At 61.6% G+C, this 16,443-nt stretch carries 11 protein-coding genes; 3 read left to right on the forward strand and 8 right to left on the reverse strand.

Annotated features, from left to right (window positions below; genetic code table 11):
* Positions 1-5 precede the first annotated feature (5 nt).
* Together M5C56_RS15955 and M5C56_RS15960 are read right to left on the reverse strand one after the other, a co-directional pair.
* Positions 6-1,565: a glucan biosynthesis protein D gene (locus M5C56_RS15955; RefSeq protein ID WP_247263220.1), complete on the reverse strand. Its 1,560-nt coding sequence runs from the start codon at positions 1,563-1,565 to the stop codon at positions 6-8.
* Positions 1,566-1,921: 356 nt separating this feature from the next.
* The gene (locus tag M5C56_RS15960; RefSeq protein ID WP_103498363.1) at positions 1,922-2,722 is read right to left on the reverse strand and encodes a LuxR C-terminal-related transcriptional regulator; all 801 of its coding nucleotides are present in this window, start codon (positions 2,720-2,722) and stop codon (positions 1,922-1,924) included.
* Between the two features lie 152 nt (positions 2,723-2,874).
* Here M5C56_RS15960 and M5C56_RS15965 point away from each other — a divergent pair, with 152 nt between their 5' ends.
* Both M5C56_RS15965 and M5C56_RS15970 read left to right on the forward strand, forming a co-directional pair.
* Positions 2,875-3,696 carry a carbon-nitrogen hydrolase family protein gene (locus M5C56_RS15965; RefSeq protein ID WP_103498362.1) on the forward strand — a complete coding sequence of 274 codons (822 nt, stop codon included), beginning with the start codon at positions 2,875-2,877 and terminating at the stop codon, positions 3,694-3,696.
* Between the two features lie 226 nt (positions 3,697-3,922).
* Positions 3,923-5,248: an APC family permease gene (locus tag M5C56_RS15970; protein ID WP_103498361.1), complete on the forward strand. Its 1,326-nt coding sequence runs from the start codon at positions 3,923-3,925 to the stop codon at positions 5,246-5,248.
* Between the two features lie 59 nt (positions 5,249-5,307).
* On the opposite strand, the gene M5C56_RS15975 is transcribed toward M5C56_RS15970, so the two are convergent.
* From M5C56_RS15975 to M5C56_RS15995, 5 genes are all read right to left on the reverse strand, one after another.
* Positions 5,308-6,714, reverse strand: coding sequence for an ATP-binding protein (locus M5C56_RS15975; RefSeq protein WP_247263211.1), 1,407 nt, complete (start codon positions 6,712-6,714; stop codon positions 5,308-5,310).
* Entirely contained in the window at positions 6,711-8,525 is a 1,815-nt protein-coding gene (locus M5C56_RS15980; RefSeq protein ID WP_103499380.1) for a DAHL domain-containing protein, read from the reverse strand. The genes M5C56_RS15975 and M5C56_RS15980 overlap by 4 nt, the downstream gene beginning before the upstream one ends.
* Positions 8,522-9,442 carry a cytochrome c peroxidase gene (locus M5C56_RS15985; RefSeq protein ID WP_247263219.1) on the reverse strand — a complete coding sequence of 307 codons (921 nt, stop codon included), beginning with the start codon at positions 9,440-9,442 and terminating at the stop codon, positions 8,522-8,524. Before M5C56_RS15985 ends, M5C56_RS15980 begins: the two co-directional genes overlap by 4 nt.
* An 89-nt stretch (positions 9,443-9,531) precedes the next feature.
* Positions 9,532-11,406, reverse strand: coding sequence for a GGDEF and EAL domain-containing protein (locus M5C56_RS15990; RefSeq protein ID WP_103499381.1), 1,875 nt, complete (start codon positions 11,404-11,406; stop codon positions 9,532-9,534).
* On the reverse strand, positions 11,403-13,664 hold the full coding sequence (locus tag M5C56_RS15995) for an EAL domain-containing protein (protein WP_103499382.1): 2,262 nt from the start codon (positions 13,662-13,664) through the stop codon (positions 11,403-11,405). Before M5C56_RS15995 ends, M5C56_RS15990 begins: the two co-directional genes overlap by 4 nt.
* Before the next feature lie 239 nt (positions 13,665-13,903).
* Here M5C56_RS15995 and M5C56_RS16000 point away from each other — a divergent pair, with 239 nt between their 5' ends.
* The gene (locus M5C56_RS16000; RefSeq protein ID WP_103499383.1) at positions 13,904-15,259 is read left to right on the forward strand and encodes an HD domain-containing phosphohydrolase; all 1,356 of its coding nucleotides are present in this window, start codon (positions 13,904-13,906) and stop codon (positions 15,257-15,259) included.
* A gap of 85 nt (positions 15,260-15,344) precedes the next feature.
* On the opposite strand, the gene metR is transcribed toward M5C56_RS16000, so the two are convergent.
* Positions 15,345-16,262: a transcriptional regulator MetR gene (gene metR / locus M5C56_RS16005; RefSeq protein ID WP_103499384.1), complete on the reverse strand. Its 918-nt coding sequence runs from the start codon at positions 16,260-16,262 to the stop codon at positions 15,345-15,347.
* Between the last annotated feature and the right edge of the window lie 181 nt (positions 16,263-16,443).

Here is a 16,443-nt window from a genome sequence, read left to right on the forward strand (position 1 = left end):
GACATTCAGACCCTGTGCCCGGGCAGTGCCGTGATTCCCGACGCCTGTCGGGCAATCGCCCCGGGCCGGGAGTCGAACGGGTGGTACTGATAGAGCCAGGTTTCCGACAGTGTCTTGTCGTCCAGGCGCAGGAACAGGCGCATTTCCACCGGGTCCTGCCCTTCGACGCTCAAATCGAACTCGGCCCGCCAGTGGCCGATCACGCCATCCGGCACCGCTTCGGTGAACACATTGGAAAAGGTCCCTCTCGATGATCCGAGCACGGCTTCGGGCTTGACTCCCGAAGCCAGTTTTTCCAACGGCGCGCCCTTGAACTCGACGACGAATTTGCGCACACCCTTGGGTCGCGGTTGACCGGGCTGACCGCCGTTGCCCAGGCGCGTCGCCACACACCGGGCGAGGGGGGAGGGATAGGGTTCGTCCGCCAGCCAGTGCAGGCGATAGCTCAAACGGTAGCGATTACCCGCCTCGGCAGGCTCCTTGGGGACCCACATGGCAACGATATTGTCGTGAATCTCGTCGTCGGTGGGGATCTCCACCAGTTGTACGCTGCCCTCGCCCCAGTCGCCGAGCGGTTCGACCCAAAGGCTGGGGCGCCGCTCGTAATGCACGCCGTCCAGATAGTGGTCGAAGTTGCGGTCGCGCTGGAGCAGGCCGAAGCCCTTGGGGTGCTGGTCGCTGAAGGCCGAGGCCATGGTGCGCGGCGGATTGTTCAGCGGGCGCCAGATACGCTCGCCGCTGCCGGTCCAGAGCGCGAGGCCGTCGGAGTCATGGACTTCGGGGCGCCAGTCGGCGGCGGTCGGTTTGGCGGCTTCGCTGAACCAGTGCATGGAGGTCAACGGGGCGATACCGAAGCGGCCGACGTTCTGGCGCAGGAACAGCGCCGTCTCGATATCCATGACCACTCCTTTGTCGCGCTGGATCACGAACCGATACGCGCCGCAAATGCTCGGGCCCTCGAGCAGCGCGTAAAGGGTCATGCTCCGGCTGTGGTCATCGCTTGGGGACTCGAACCAGATATTCGAGAAGTTGGGAAATTCTTCGGCAGTACTGGCCTGTGCGACCTCCAGCGCGATGCCGCGCGCCGAAAGGCCGTATTGGTACAACTCGCCAATCGCGCGGAAATACGAGGCGCCCAGAAATGCCAGCCAATCGTTCTGTTGCCAGTCGAGGTTTTTCTCATGACCCAGCCGGCTTTCCTGGATACGAAAGCCGGCAAACCCGCTGTTGGCCGGGAGCTGTCGCGCCGGGCTGTCGGCGGGCATATCGAAATACGCTTCGTCGTAGAGGATTTCCTGTGCGTTGCCTTGCTTGACGAGGTGCATCCGCACGGGAAAACGAAAAAACGTCCCCAGGTGGAAGAAGGTCACTGGAAATTGTCCGGGGCCGCGGGCAAACAGCGCATGGTCCGGATTGAATCTGATTTTGCCGTGGGCTTCGTAGTCGATTCTGGACAGCAGTTGTTCCGGCACCGTGGGTGTCAGTACATAAGGTTTCAGGGCGGTTTCTTCGGCGCGTTTGATCAGGCTGTCGAAGGAGAAGGGGGCCGGGTCGCCCAATTTCAGCGGTTCATCGGCCAATGCCGACTGTCGTGGACCCAGTGCGGCGAACAAGGGGGAAAGTGCTGCAAATGCCAGGAAAGAGCGACGTGTAAACATGGTGGCCCGCCGACAATGATCAGTGAAAACGCAAGCGTCAACGCTCGAATTCACTGGCTCCCCTGTCCCTGGCGGGGACCGCTCCCATGGGGTTCGGTCCTGGCGTCTTTTCCTTTCGTACAGGCAAGCAGTCGGCGTACAGCAACTCCATCAGTTCGTGAGGGAAGTGTTCGATCAGGACCGGCCGGTTGTCTACTGTCAGAAATGACAGGTCGTGATCATTTCTGACCGGCGGTTATCCAGGCATTGAGCTATTGGATGGCTCAGGCCCGCTGGGCCTGCAGGAATATCGAGAACAGCTCCGACTGGGATTTGATCCCCAATTTGCTGTACATGTGCTTCTTGTGGACCTTGACGGTCTCGATGGAAATTTCCAGCTTGCGGGCGATTTCCTTGCTTGAACAACCGCTGAGCATCAACCGCCCGACATCCAGCTCACGGGCAGTCAGTTGCGCGCCCTTGAGCTGTTGCACCGAGGCTTCCAGTTGTGTGCGCCAGTCGACTTGCCCGCCGGTGTTCGGTTGGGTCACGGCTTCGTGGGTTTCGTAGGGCAGGCGTTGGCGCAGCAGCGCCAGGACCCAGGGCTGGATCAAGGAGAGCAGGGCGATCTGCTCGGCGCTGAAAGGCGTGGTGGAACCCAGCGACAGGCACAAGGTACGGTCGCCGTCGAGCTGGCAGTTGAACTGGATTTCATCGGCCACCACATTCAGGCGGAAGTAGCGCTGGTAGTACTCGGTCAGTTCGAAATGCTCCGGCGCGACCTCCGGCAGGCGGTACAGGCCGGTGCGTTGCTGTTCGCGGCTGGCGATGTAGAAGGGATCGAGCAGGTACAGGCCACGCAGGTAATCCTGGAACAACTGATCCGGGCCGCCATCCTCGCCCGGGCATTCGGCGAACACTTCCGGGTGCCGGCCGTTGCTGAACAGCAGCACCACCCAGCTGTCGAAGGTCACGTACTGGTCGAGCAGGCGCACCAGTTGCGTCCAGAAATTCGGCCTGTCGAGGGCCTCGATCATTTGCCCCATCGCACGGTGCCAGGCGATGTCGTCCAGGATCAGTGTCATTCATCTACCCCTATCAGGTTACCCCGGCCGCGTAATTCCCACGGCCCACCCCCGGTGCGCATACTGGACCCACACACAATGGCCGGGCACTCATTCTGCCAGCTCGGCGCCGTCATTGAGCCTGGCCGGCTATAGAAAACAAGGAAAAATCCATGAAGGTCGAATTTGCCCAGCTTGCGGGCCGGGACAACGATACCGCCTACAACCTCGGGCGGGCACTGGCGGCCATCGCGGCCTGCGCCGCCGATACGCAGCTGATCGTGTTCCCGGAAACCCACCTGATGGGCTTTCCGTCCGCCGAGACCGTGGCCGCTGTCGCCGAGTCGCTGGATGGCCCGACCGTCCAGGCCGTGCAGCAGGCCGCTCGGGAACGCAACCTGGCCGTGGTGATTGGCATCGCCGAGAGCGACGCCGGGCAGTTCTACAACAGCACCTTGCTGATCACCCCCGAAGGCATTGCCCTGCGCTATCGCAAGACCCATCTGTGGGCCTCGGATCGTGGCGTGTTCACCGCTGGCGATCGCTACGTCACCACTGAGTGGAACGGCATCCGCGTCGGCCTGTTGATCTGCTACGACATCGAGTTCCCGGAAACCGCCCGGGCCCTGGCGCAGCTGGGCGCCGAGTTGTTGATCGTCACCAACGGCAACATGGACCCCTATGGCCCGACCCACCGCACCGCGATCATGGCCCGTGCCCAGGAAAACCAGGCGTTCGCGCTGATGGTCAACCGGGTCGAGGAGGGCGACGGCGGGTTGCTGTTCGCCGGGGGCAGTGCGTTGGTGGATCCGTTTGGCAGCCTGCTGTTCGAAGCCGGACGTGAGGAAGGGCAATTCACGGTGCAACTGGACCTGAGCCAACTGGCGGCGGCGCGGCGTGACTATCGCTATCTGGATGACCAGCGCCTGCGTTTGCCGGGCGAGGTCATCGAGCATGCCAATGGGGCGAGGGAGTTGCTGATTCCCAAGGATTGACTGACTCCGCCTGGAAATCCGGACTTCCAGGCGCATAGGACTGTAGGAGCAGAGCTTGCTCGCGAAGAGGCCCTTGAGACCGCTAAAAGCTTCGCGGGCAAGCCCTGCTCCTACAGGTTCCTGGTGTTCTCAGGGGTTTTTTCAAAACAAGAATTTCGTAGTACCGCTCCAATCTTGCCGAACTCGGCTCTGCCATAAATCCAATAACATTCGGAGTAGTCGCCTCATGGCTCGTTTGCAACGCACCCTTTCACTGGGGTCGGTGGTGCTGTTCGGCATCGCCTATATGACGCCGATCATTGTCCTCGGCACTTTCGGCATTCTTGCCCAGTCCACGGCCGGCATGGTTCCGGCCGCTTATCTCGCCGCGCTGGTGGCGATGTTCTTCACCGCCATGAGCTACGGGCGCATGGCCGCGGCCTTTCCGGTGGCGGGCTCGGCCTACAGCTATGTGCGCAAGGCCATCAGCCCCAAGCTGGGCTTTATTGCCGGCTGGGCGGTGTTGCTCGACTACCTGTTCCTGCCCATGGCGATCTGGTTGATCGGTGCGGCGTACCTCAATTCGGCATTCCCATCGGTGCCGCAAGCGGTCTGGGTGCTGGCCTTTATCGGCATCACCAGCGTGATCAATATCGTCGGCCTGCGCCTGGCCAACGGTATCAATGCCTTGCTGATGCTGGTGCAGTTCCTGGTGCTGGTGGCCTTTGTCGCCCTGGCGATCCACTACATCGGCGGTGACGCCAGCGAGCCGTTGTGGACGATGGCACCGTTTCTCAGCGGCGATATGCAGATGCCCCTGATCATGAGCGGCGCGGCGATTGCCTGCTATTCATTCCTGGGCTTCGATGCGGTGAGTACCCTGACCGAAGAAACCCGCGATCCGCGCCGGACCATTCCGCGGGCGATCATGCTGATCACCCTGATCGGCGGCCTGATCTTCGTTGGGGTGTCGTACTTCGTGCAGTTGGCTCATCCGTCGTTCGTGTTCGACAACGTCGATTCGGCTGCCTATGAAATCGCCCGCAATATCGGTGGCGATCTGTTTGTCACGATCTTCCTGATCGGCCTGATCGTCGGTCAGTTCGCTTCGGGTCTGTCGGCCCAGGCCAGCGGTTCGCGCCTGCTGTATGCGATGGGCCGTGACGGGGTGTTGCCGAAGTCGTTCTTCGGCACCTTGCATGAGCGTTTCGGTACGCCGGTCAACAGCATCCTGCTGTGTGCGGTGGTGGCCTTGCTGGCGCTGAAACTGGACGTGACCACCTCCACCTCGTTCATCAACTTCGGTGCGTTCCTGGCCTTCAGCCTGGTGAACCTGTCGGTGATTTTCCACTACTGGATCGGTGGCGAAAAACGTGGACCGCGTGAGCTGCTGCTGTTCCTGGTGTGCCCGCTGATCGGCCTGGTGGCGGATCTGTGGCTGATGATCAGCCTCGATCACCTGGCGATCTACCTGGGCCTGAGCTGGCTGGCGGCCGGCCTGGTGTACCTGGGCTTCCTGACCGGTGGTTTCCGCAAACAGCCGCCGGAAATGGATTTCCAGGAAGCGGCCTGATGCCTTGAGGGCTGCGTTGGCCGAGCGGACGCTATCGCCAGCAAGCCGGCTCCTACAGGTCAAGCAGCCTTGTTCTGGCGGATCGGCAATTCGATCCTGAACGTGGTGCCCACGCCCACCTCGCTGCGCACGGTGATCTGCCCTGCATGCTTCTGCACGATGCCATAGGACAGTGACAAGCCCAGGCCCGTGCCCTGGCCGATGGGTTTGGTGGTGAAGAACGGGTCGAAGATCTTCTGCACGGTCTCGGGCGCCATGCCCGAGCCGGTGTCGGCCACTTCCAGCCAGATCCTTTCGCCGAGGCTGCCGCCCCGCAGGGTGATGGTGCCGCGCTCAGGCCCCATGGCCTGGGCGGCGTTGACCACCAGGTTCATGATCACCTGGTTGATCTGCGACGCCAGGCACTCGATCTCCGGCAGTGCGGCGTAGTCCTTGACCACATCGGCCTTGTACTTGAGTTCGTTGGCGACAATGTTCAGGGTCGATTCGATGCCCTGTTGCAGATTGCTCCATTGCCACTCCTGGTTCGAATCGACCCGGGAGAAGTTCTTCAGGTCCTTGACGATCTGCCCGACCCGGCCGATGCCTTCCTTGGATTCCTTGATCAGCAACGGAATATCCTCTTCGAGGAAATCCAGCTCGACCCGTTCGCGCAGGTCCTTCAAGCGTGCCCGCAACTCGGGGGCGGCGACCCCTTCCTCGGCGTTCTGATAGGCCTGGAGCATTTCCAGCAGCTTGCCGAAATAGCCCTCCAGGGTCCCCAGGTTCGAGGAAATGAAGCCGATGGGATTGTTGATTTCGTGGGCGACGCCGGCGGCCAGTTGGCCGAGGGAGGCGAGTTTTTCCGATTGCACCAGCTGTCCTTCCAACTGCTTGCGTTCGTCGATTTCATGCTGCAAGGCCAGGCTGGTCTGCTTGAGCGCCAGGGTGCGTTGCTCGACCAACTCTTCCAGCCGGTGCATCTGCAGGTTGGCGCGCTCGGTCATTTCCCATTTATTGGTCAGGGTATTGGCCAATTGCTGGACTTCGATATTGTCGAAGGGCTTTTTCAGGATCACCAGCCGGTCGTGACCGTGCAGGCGTTCCAGCAGCTCGTCCCACGAATAGTCGGTGTAGGCGGTGCAGACCACCACTTGCAGGTTGGGGTCGACCTGCCACAGGTGTTCGATGGTTTCGGCACCGTCCCAGCCCTGGGGCATGCGCATGTCGACGAAGGCCAGGGCGTAGGGCTTTCCACAAGCCACCGACTGCTCGACCTTCTGCAGGCCTTCCTGGCCCTGATAGGCCGAGTCGAGTTCGAACGGCAGGACGCTGCTGGTCTTGACCTCCTGGCCGAACAGCGCGGCTTCCATCAGGTCCAGGTCCGGCGACTCGTCGACCAGGGGGGTGAGAATCTTGCGAAAGTCCTCGTGGATCGACGGGGTGTCGTCGACCAGCAGGATACGGCGGTTGCGGAGTGTGTTCATACAGCCCCCACGGCGGTTTTCAAGGGCAATTCGAGGGTAAAGACGGCGCCTTTTCCGGGGCCGTCGCTGTGGGCGGTCAGGTGCCCTTTCATTTCGATCGCGGCCAGGGCACAGCTGTGCAGGCCGAAGCCATGGCCGTCCTTGCGGGTGGTGAAGCCATGGGCAAAGATCCGCGTCATGTTTTCCGGCAGGATACCTTCGCCGGCGTCCTTGACGCTGATGCGCAAGGTGTTGTCCTCGATCGCCCGGACTTGCAGGGTGATTTCCCGCGGACGGTCGGCGAGGTTGGCCATGGCCTGCTTGGCGTTGCTGATCAGGTTGATCAGGATCAGCAGCAAGCGGTGCTTGTCGGCCATCACCCGGGGCACGTCCTCGTATTCTCGGATCACCGTGACGTTATGCCGGCTCAGGGCTCCGGAGTTCATGCGCAGCGCGTCCTCGAGCAGATCGCGGATATGCAGCGGCTCCTCCATGGTCGAGACACCGGCATAGGATTGCTGGGTCGAGACGATGTCCTTGATATGGTCGACGCTCTTGCTCAACTGGGTCAGTTCGTCGCTCATGCTCTGTTGTTCCGCGGCAATGACCTCGACCAGTTGGTTGAGATACCCGGGCAACAGCTTGCCACGTTCGTCGCTGGTAATGAACTCGCCTAGATCGTGCTTGTGCTCGTTGATCATCGTCACCGCCTTGGCCAGGCCCTGGGTTTTGCTGCTGCGCAACTTGCGCGCCACCAGGTCGGCGGAGATGTTCACGCTGTTGAGCACGTTGCCGACGTTGTGCAGCACGTTGGTGGCGATCTCGGCCATGCCGGCCAGGCGCGCGCTTTCCATCAGTTCGCTCTGGGCCTCGCGCAGGCTTTGGGTACGTCGCTCGACGCGTTGCTCAAGATCGGTGTTGGCGACTTGCAGGGCGCGGTTGACCCGGTTGATTTCGGCATAACTGCGGATCAGGCGGCTGGCGAGATACAGCAGCAGGACGAGCAGCAGGGCCGAGAAAATCAACAGGTACAAATGATGGCGCTGGTTGATCTGATCGGCCTTTTGCTGCTCCTGGTTCAGTTGGTCGGTGATGGCGTCCAGGCTTTCGGAGACCGGCACGGCGTCGATCTCTTCAATCAGTGTGTTGACCTTGGGTTGTTCGCGCAGGATCAGGTTGACGTGGTTGAGCAGGATTTGCACCGGCTCATTGAACGAGGGCGGCAGGCGTTGTGCGTCGATCATCACTTGATTGAGCCCCAGTTCGATACTGTGGGCGCGTTCATCGGTGGTGGTCTGGGCGAACTCCAGGGCGCTGAGCAGCAGGTCGTAGATGTCGTTGGACATGTCCTGGAGCATCAGTTTGTCCTGATCCTGAAGGGCGCTGAGCTGGTGCTGGATATCGTCTTCGGCGGTCGGCAGGAAGGCCAGGGAGTTGCGCAGTATCGCATTGCGGGATTTGAACTGTTCGACCAGTCGGGCTTTTTCGTCGAGCGCCTGGGTCAGGGTGTCCCGGCGGTCCTTCCAGGCGTCGGCGGCTTTATGTTCCTGGCCGGGATCGATGGGCGTGAATGTTTGCAGGAGTTGGCGCATTTCCTGCGGGGGTTTGACCAGCGGATCGTAATTACGCGCCACCGCGATCCGGGCCTTGAGGATTTCGGCGTCCCATTGTGCATCCAACTGTTTGACCCGGCTGATCAGGTCACGGCAACGGGCATAGTCCAGGGTCGCGTCGGTGTCGGCCATGATGTATAGAAGCCCCAGCATCGCCACGAGCAGAAGGGCCAGGCGCGGCAGGAGGACCCGGTTCAGGAAGCCGCTGGTCTGCGTCATAGCGGTTTACCTCCCAGTTCGCCGGTCAGGGTCTTGAGAAACAGCACGATCAGGCGGATGTCCTCGGTGGACGGGACACGTCCCAGTTGGTAAGTGAACATGATATGGACGGCGTCTTCCAGGGTCTTGGCCGAGGCATCGTGAAAATACGGCGCGGTCAGTGCGACGTTGCGCAGGCTGGGGACCTTGAACACGTTGCGGTCGTCTTCTGCCCCGGTTGCCAGGAAGCGCCCCAGGTCGGCCTCGGTAGGGTTGCCCCGGGCCTTGAAGTAGTCGCCCATCACGCCGAACTTCTGGAACATGTTGCCGCCGATATTGACCCCCTGGTGGCAGGCGATGCAGCCGTAGTCCTTGAAGCGCTGGTAACCGTATTTTTCGTCTAGGGTCAGGATGTCGGTGTTGCCCTTGAGGTACTGGTCGAAGCGCGAGTTGGGGGTCAGCAGGCTGCGCTCGTAGCTGGCCAGGGCATTCTGCACGTTGGCGATGGTCACGCCATCCTTATAGGCCTCGCTGAAGGCCTCCTTGTAACTCTGGGTCTGGTTGAGGGTCTCGACCACATGGGGCCAGGTGTTGCCCATTTCTATCGGGCTTTTCACCACCTCCTCGATCTGCGCCTCCAGGGTCTCGGAGCGACCGTTCCAGAACTGTTTGAAGTTCAGCGCGGCGTTGAGCACGGTCGGGGTGTTGATGCCCAGGCTGCCGCCCTGGAAACCGATGGAAAAGGGTTTGTCGTCCGCCCCGCCTTGCTCCAGGCGATGGCAAGTGGCGCAGGACGTGGTGTTATTGATCGACAGTTGCTTTTCATTGAACAACTGGCGCCCCAGCTCGACTTTGCGCGGATCCTGTACCGGGATATCCGGCAATGGCTTGAGCGGTTCGTCCAGCGGCGCGGCGACCAGGGGTGTGCAGAGCAACATCCCGCAGCAGGCGAGCGATCTCGCCAGCAACGACAGCGGTGCGCGAGGCATCATGAGCAGGTCCTTGGCAAAAGAGGCGGGTTCCGGGATCAGGTCTGTGCCGGTCGTTCGAAGCGCTTGTCCTGCAACAGGCTCAGGAAAGTCTCGGCTTCGACCGCCTTGCTGAAGTAGTAACCCTGGCCTTCCTCGCAGTCATGGGCCTTGAGGAAGGACAACTGGTCCTGGGTTTCCACGCCTTCGGCGATGACGTTCAGGTGCAGGCTCTTGCCCAGGCTGATGATCGCGCTCACCAGCGCGGCGTCGTTGCTGTCGCCATTGAGATCGCGGACGAACGACTGGTCGATCTTCAGTACATCGATGGGGAAACGTTGCAGGTAGCTGAGGCTCGAATAGCCGGTGCCGAAATCGTCGATGGCCAGGCGGATACCCAGGGTCTTGATGGCTTTCAGGGTTTCAATAGTGTGGTCGACATTCTGCATCAACACGCTTTCGGTGATTTCCAACTCCAGCCGGGTCGGCTCCATGCCGGTTTCTTCCAGTATCTGGCGGATGCTGTCGAGGAAATCGCGCTGGCGGAAGTCCATTGCCGAGATATTGAGCGACAGGGTCAGCGGTTCGCTGATCTGCTCCTGCCAGGCCCGACCTTGCAGGCAGACCTGGCGCAATACCCAATGGCTCAGTTGGACGATCAGCCCACTGTCTTCGGCCACCGGGATGAAATCCGCGGGGTAGAGCAGGCCGCGTTCTGGATGCTGCCAGCGGATCAGCGCCTCGGCACCGACCACCTTGCCGGTCTTTAGGTCCAGCTTGGGTTGGTAGTGCAGCACGAACTCGTTACGCTCCAGGGCCAGGCGAATGCCGGACTCGATGGATTGATGCTCGCGGGCCCGTAGGTTCAGGTCCTCGATGAAAAAGCCGAAGTTGTTGGCGCCCTGTTCCTTGACGTTGCGCATGGCGGCTTCGGCTTTCTTGACCAGTACCAGCGGGTCCTCGCCATCGTCGGGGTAGAGGCTGATACCCAGGCTCGCGGTCACGCGCAGGCCATGCCCGGCGACTTCATGGGGCGTATTGACTGCCGCGAGGACTTTCTCGGCGGTACCACGGGTCTGTTGCGGATGGAGGAACTCGGGCAGCACCAGGACAAACTCATCGGAGCGGTAACGAAACACCGAGTCCGATTGGCGCAAGGCGCCCACCAGGCAGCCGGCCACGTGTTTGAGCATTTCATCGCCCGCCGGATAGCCCAGGGCATTGTTGATGCGTTTGAAGCGATCCAGCCCGATAAACATCACCGCCACCTGTTCGCCGTGTCGTTTGGCCAGGGCGATGGCCTGGCCCAGGCGGTCGCCGAGCAGGGTGCTGTTGGGCAGTTCGGTGAGCACATCGAATTGCAGCAGCCGGGAGACCTGCAGCAATTCCTGGACCCGCTCCTCGACGGTTCGCTCCAGATGCGCCATCTTCGAGGCGATGTCCCGCGCCAGTTGCCATTTCCAGGTCAGGGCACTGGCCATCTGGCGAATTTCCAGGGCATCGAAAGGCTTTTTCAGGATCAGCAGTTGATCGCCGAAGGCAACGCGTTCGTCCATGGACTCCCAGGAGTAGTCCGAGTAGGCGGTGCACAGGGCGATTTGCAACTCCGGGTCGACGGCCCACAGCTGTTCGATGGTTTCCAGTCCGTCCCAGCCCGGCGGCATGCGCATGTCGAGAAAGGCCATGGCATAGGGCTTCTCGGCGGCCAGGGCCAGCTTCACCAGCTCCAGCGCCTCCTGCCCCTGGTAGGCCGAGTCGATCTCGAAGCTTTGACGCTGCGGGCGAGTGGTGCCGAACAGCAGGTGTTCGGTAGAGTCCAGGCTCAGTTCGTCCTCCTGCTCGGGCCCGAGGATCTTGCGAAAGTCCTGATGGATCGACGCGGTATCGTCGATGATCAGGATGCGCTTGTTGGCGGCACCGGCTGCACGGTTCATAGGCGGATCTCCGGCATTGGGCGAGGAGCGATATGACCGGCGTGCAGCAGCTCGCTGGCACGTTGGCTATCGACGGCCTTGCTGAAGTAATAGCCCTGGGCCGTCATCGGTGAGCCGGCGGCCATCAATGAATGGCGTTGCTCCTGGGTTTCCACGCCTTCGGCGATGATGCCGATCCCCACTTCGCGGGCAAAGTTGATGATTGCCCGCAAGGTGGTAGCGCTTTCCACGTCCTGGCTCGCGTGGTTGATCAGCGACTGGGCCAGCTTCAGGTGGTTGACGCGGTAGGTCTTGAGGTAGTCGAAGGACGAGTAGTCGGTGCCGAAATCGTCGATGGCGATCTTCACGCCGAGTTCGCGCAGCTTGGGCAGTACGTCGTTCTTTGTCCATTTGGTGTGGGCCAGGGTCGCTTCGGTGACGTCGAACTGCAGGTCCGCGGGCGACAACCCCCATTTGCCGGTGGTCTCGAGCACGTCCCGAATCAGTTCGCCGCCACTTTTGAGCTGGGCCAGCGACAGGTTGATGGCAATCACCGGCGGTGCCATGCCGTCCCTGCGCCATTGGTGCATCTGCCGGCAAGCCTGTTCCAGTACCCAGCGCCCCAAGGCGACAATGGTGCCGGTTTTTTCCGCGGCGGGGATGAACTGGTCGGCGCCGAGTATGCCGCGCTCGGGGTGGTTCCAGCGCACCAGCGCCTCCATGCCGAGGATCTTGCCGCTGCCCAGATCGACTTCCGGCAGGTAGTGCAGTTCCAGTTCGTTCTGTTCGATGGCCTTTTTCAGGTCCTGGGTGATGGCGATCCGGTCGATGACTTCCTGGTTGATCTCCTCGGAATGGAAATGGTACTGGTTGCGCCCGCTGTCCTTGGAGCGATACAGCGCCATGTCGGCCTGGACCAGCATGCTGTCGGCGCTTTCGCTGTCCTGGGCATAGGTGCTGATGCCGACGCTGGCCGAAATCCGCACTTCATTGCCTTCCAGTTGGTAAGGCTCCACCAGGGCCTTGAGGATCTTGCTCGCCAGGGCGCCGGATTGCGCCGGGTCGAGCATTTCCATCTGCAACACCGCGAACTCATCGCCACCCAGGCGCGCCACCACATCGTTTTCCCGGGTGCAGGCCAGGATGCGTCGAGAGACTTCCTGCAGCAGCAGGTCGCCCACCGGATGTCCGAGGGTGTCGTTGATGCGCTTGAAGTGATCCAGGTCCAGGTAGAACACCGCGAACGACGAGGCGCCACGCCGGGCGCCGGCAAAACTCTGGTGCAGGCGCTCGATCAGGGTCGAGCGGTTGGCCAGCCCGGTGAGTCCGTCGGTGCGGGCGAGCAGGGCGATTTTCTCTTCGGCGAGCTTGTGTTCAGTGATGTCGATGATGATGCCTTCGACTTCCAGCAGGCGTCCTTCCGGGTCGCGGACCGGTACGTAGCGGTTTTCCACCCAGCGCAACTGACCGTCACCGGTGCGCAGGCGAAACTCGATGGAGGCGCCCTCGGCGTCCTTGTCGAGGACCTTGGCCATGGCCGCGTCGACCTTCTCCTGGTCGTCGGCGTGGATCAACTCCGCGGCCCAGTCGGCCGAGGCCAGCAGGCCTTCGGCCGAATGCCCGAACTTGGTGATGTTGTGGGAGATGTACATCAGCGGGAACGACGGCTCGCCGCGCAGGCGATAGAGCAGGGTCGGGCTGTTCTGCACGATGATGTTGGCGTCGGACAGCTCGCGGGTGCGTTCTTCGACGGCCTGTTCGAGCTGGTCCATTTTCAGCGCGGCGTCTTCGGTCATCTGCCATTTGACGGTCAGGGTGCTGGCCAGTTGGCGAATCTCGATGGCATCGAAAGGTTTCTTCAGGATCAGCAGGCGATCGCCCATGTCGACCCGCTCGTTCATCTCTTCCAGGGAATAATCGGAATAGGCGGTGCACAGCGCGACTTGCAACTTGGGGTCGACCTGCCAGAGCCGTTCGAGGGTTTGCAGGCCGTCCCAGCCCGGCGGCATGCGCATGTCGATAAAAGCCATGGCGTAAGGCTGCCCTTGCAGCAGGGCCTGCTCGACCTTGGCCAGGCCTTCCTGGCCCTGGAAGGCAGAATCGAGCTCGAAACACTCGACCTTGCGGGCGACGGCGTCGCCGAACAAGGCTTGCTCAGCCATTTGCAAATGGTCTTCGACTTCTTCCGGGCAGAGGGTCTTGCGAAAGTCTTCGTGGATCGACGGCGTGTCGTCGATGATCAGGATGCGGCGATTGGCGCCCCCCCCGGGGCTGCTCATCGCAAGGCTCCGGACACATTGACAGCAGGATGTACCGAGTTCATGCGGAGTTCCTTTCCTGATAACCACGCTGGCTTGTGGCGCGCTGGATTGCTTGCAGCATAGATCGGCCTGAGCTGATTTGCTGATAAACATGATGCCAATTGATGGTCGAACATCTACCCTTAGCGCAAAAGACAGGGACCGTCGGCTGTTCAAGGGGCCCTGGATAGAAGCCACACGCAGACATGAGGTGCTCCATGGATGAATCCGCAGTTGAAGTCGTGATCAAACCCCGTGTCCTGCTGGTCGACGATGAAGAGTCGATTCTCAACAGCCTGCGCCGTTTGCTGCGCAGCCAGGGTTATGAACTGTTCCTTGCCGACAGCGGCGCCCGTGCCCTGGAAATCATGGCCGAGCAGCCCATCGACCTGGTGATCAGCGATGCGCGCATGCCGAACATGGACGGTGCCACCCTGCTGGCGAGGATTCATGAGCTGTATCCGGCCTGCCTGCGGATCCTGCTGACCGGTTATGCCGACCTGGACATGATCGCCAAGGCGATCAACGAAGGGCGGATCTACCGTTACCTGAGTAAACCCTGGAACGATGAAGAGCTGTTGATGACCCTCACCCAGGGCCTGGCCTTCCAGCATTCGGAGCGTGAGCGCCAGCGCCTGCAACTGTTGGTCCACGAGCAGAACCGGCAACTGCAGTCGCTCAACTCGACCCTGGAAAAGCGCGTGATCGCGCGCACCAGCGAAGTCCAGCAGACCGCCGACATGCTTGACCTGGCCTATGAAGAACTCAAGCGCAGCTACGCCGTCACGGCCGAGGTGTTCTCGCGGATGGTCGAGTGGCGCCTGCCCAAGGACAAGCAGACCAACCGGGCGATCATCGATCTGGTCAAGGTCTACTGCAAGGTCCATGTCATGAATGAGGCGACCAGCCGCGACCTGGCCATGGCCGCGGCTCTGCACAATATCGGCAAGATGAGTTGGACCGACAGCATGATGGGCGCGCCGGCCGACCTGTTGCACCACACCGATCGCGAGCGTTATCGCGGTTATCCGAAGCAGAGCGAGTCGCTGCTGATGACCCTGGAGCCGATGCAGGATGCGGCCCGGCTGATTCTGCATCATCAGGAGCGCTGGGATGGCACGGGGTTTCCCGACCACCTCAGGGGCGAGGCTATTCCCCTCGGGTCGCGAGTGTTGAAGCTGGCGGTGGACTTTATCGAGTTGCAGCGTGGCCTGATTCTCGAACGGCAGATGAACAGCGACGAGGCACTGCTCTTTATTCGCAAGTACGCCGGCAAACTCTATGACCCGGGCCTGGTCGAGGACTTCGTCAAGGTCTGTGCCGAGTACCTGAGCGATGTGACCTTGGGCGACCCGTCGGTCAAGGTCCTGAGCACCCGCGAGCTGGTGGCCGGGATGATCCTGGCGCGCAACCTCAATGCCGACAACGGCATGCTGCTGCTCAACGCCGGCAAGCTCCTCAGCGCGGCGCTGGTGGACAAGCTGATTGCCTTCGAATCCATGGAGGGCGCCAAGTACAGCGTGTTCGTCAAGATTCCGGAAGAAATCCTGGCGCTGCTGGAGCAGAGCGAGTAGCCCCTCTGACTTTGTTCTGTGGCCTTGCGGCGGCTGAAACAGCGCCGCAGCGCAGACGCGCGAGCGCCGATGACGCTGCGGGGCTTCAGCGTACCGCGCTGACCCCATCGAGGGTCGAGAACGAGGTGTCCTTGGCTGTCAGCAGGAAGTCGCGCATGTAGGGCGCATCGAGCATGTCGGTGCGGACCGCCGCATACAGCGTGGCAAACAGGCCTTTCTCCCCCAGCCGCTTGGCCTTGACGTAGCCCCGCGAGCTGTATTCGTGCAGCGCCCAGTGCGGCATGCCGCAGACACCACGGCCGCTGGCCACCAATTGCATCATCATCACCGTCAGCTCGGAGGTGCGCACCTGCGCCGGCTCGACGTCGGCCGGTTCCAGGAAGCGGGTGAAGATATCCAGCCGATCGCGTTCCACCGGGTAGGTGATCAGGGTTTCCTTGAGCAGGTCCTCGGGCACGATATAGGGTTTGTTGGCCAGGGCATGCTGGTTGGCCACCGCCAGCATGGCTTCGTAGGTGAACAGTGGCACGTAGGTGATGCCCGCCAGTTCCAGCGGATCGGAGGTCACCACCAGGTCCAGGTCGCCACGGGCCAGGGCCGGCAACGGGGCGAAGGAAAATCCCGAGGCCAGGTCCAGTTCCACTTCCGGCCAGGCATCGCGGAACTGGTCGATGGTCGGCATCAGCCACTGGAAACAACTATGGCATTCGATCGCCATGTGCAGGCGGCCGGCGGTGCCGCCGGCCAGGCGCGCGATATCCCGCTCCGCCCCGCGCAGCAGCGGCAGGGTGGCGTCGGCCAGTTGCAGCAGGCGCAGTCCGGCGCTGGTGAAGCGCACCGGTTTGGTCTTGCGCACGAACAACGGCATGCCCAGGCGCTCTTCCAGTTCCTTGAACTGGTGGGACAGGGCCGACTGGGTCAGGTGCAGGCGTTCGGCGGCCTCTACCAGGCTGTCGGCTTCGCGCAGCGCGTGAAGGGTTTTCAAGTGACGGATTTCCAGCACCTGGGACTCCATGAGTAGATTTTGTGAGTGACGGGAAGGGTATGAGTTTGTCTCATGTTGCCCTGGCTGTCGACAGGAGCGCTGTCGCCGGTAAGCCTACCTTCGGGTGTCACTCGGCAATCTTCATCAAACTGTCACTGAACTGTGGCAGCGCCGTTGAACAAATAACATCAAACTCGCG

It is taken from the genome of Pseudomonas sp. MWU13-2862, assembly GCF_023242495.1.
Classification (GTDB): Bacteria; Pseudomonadota; Gammaproteobacteria; order Pseudomonadales; family Pseudomonadaceae; genus Aquipseudomonas; species Aquipseudomonas gingeri_D.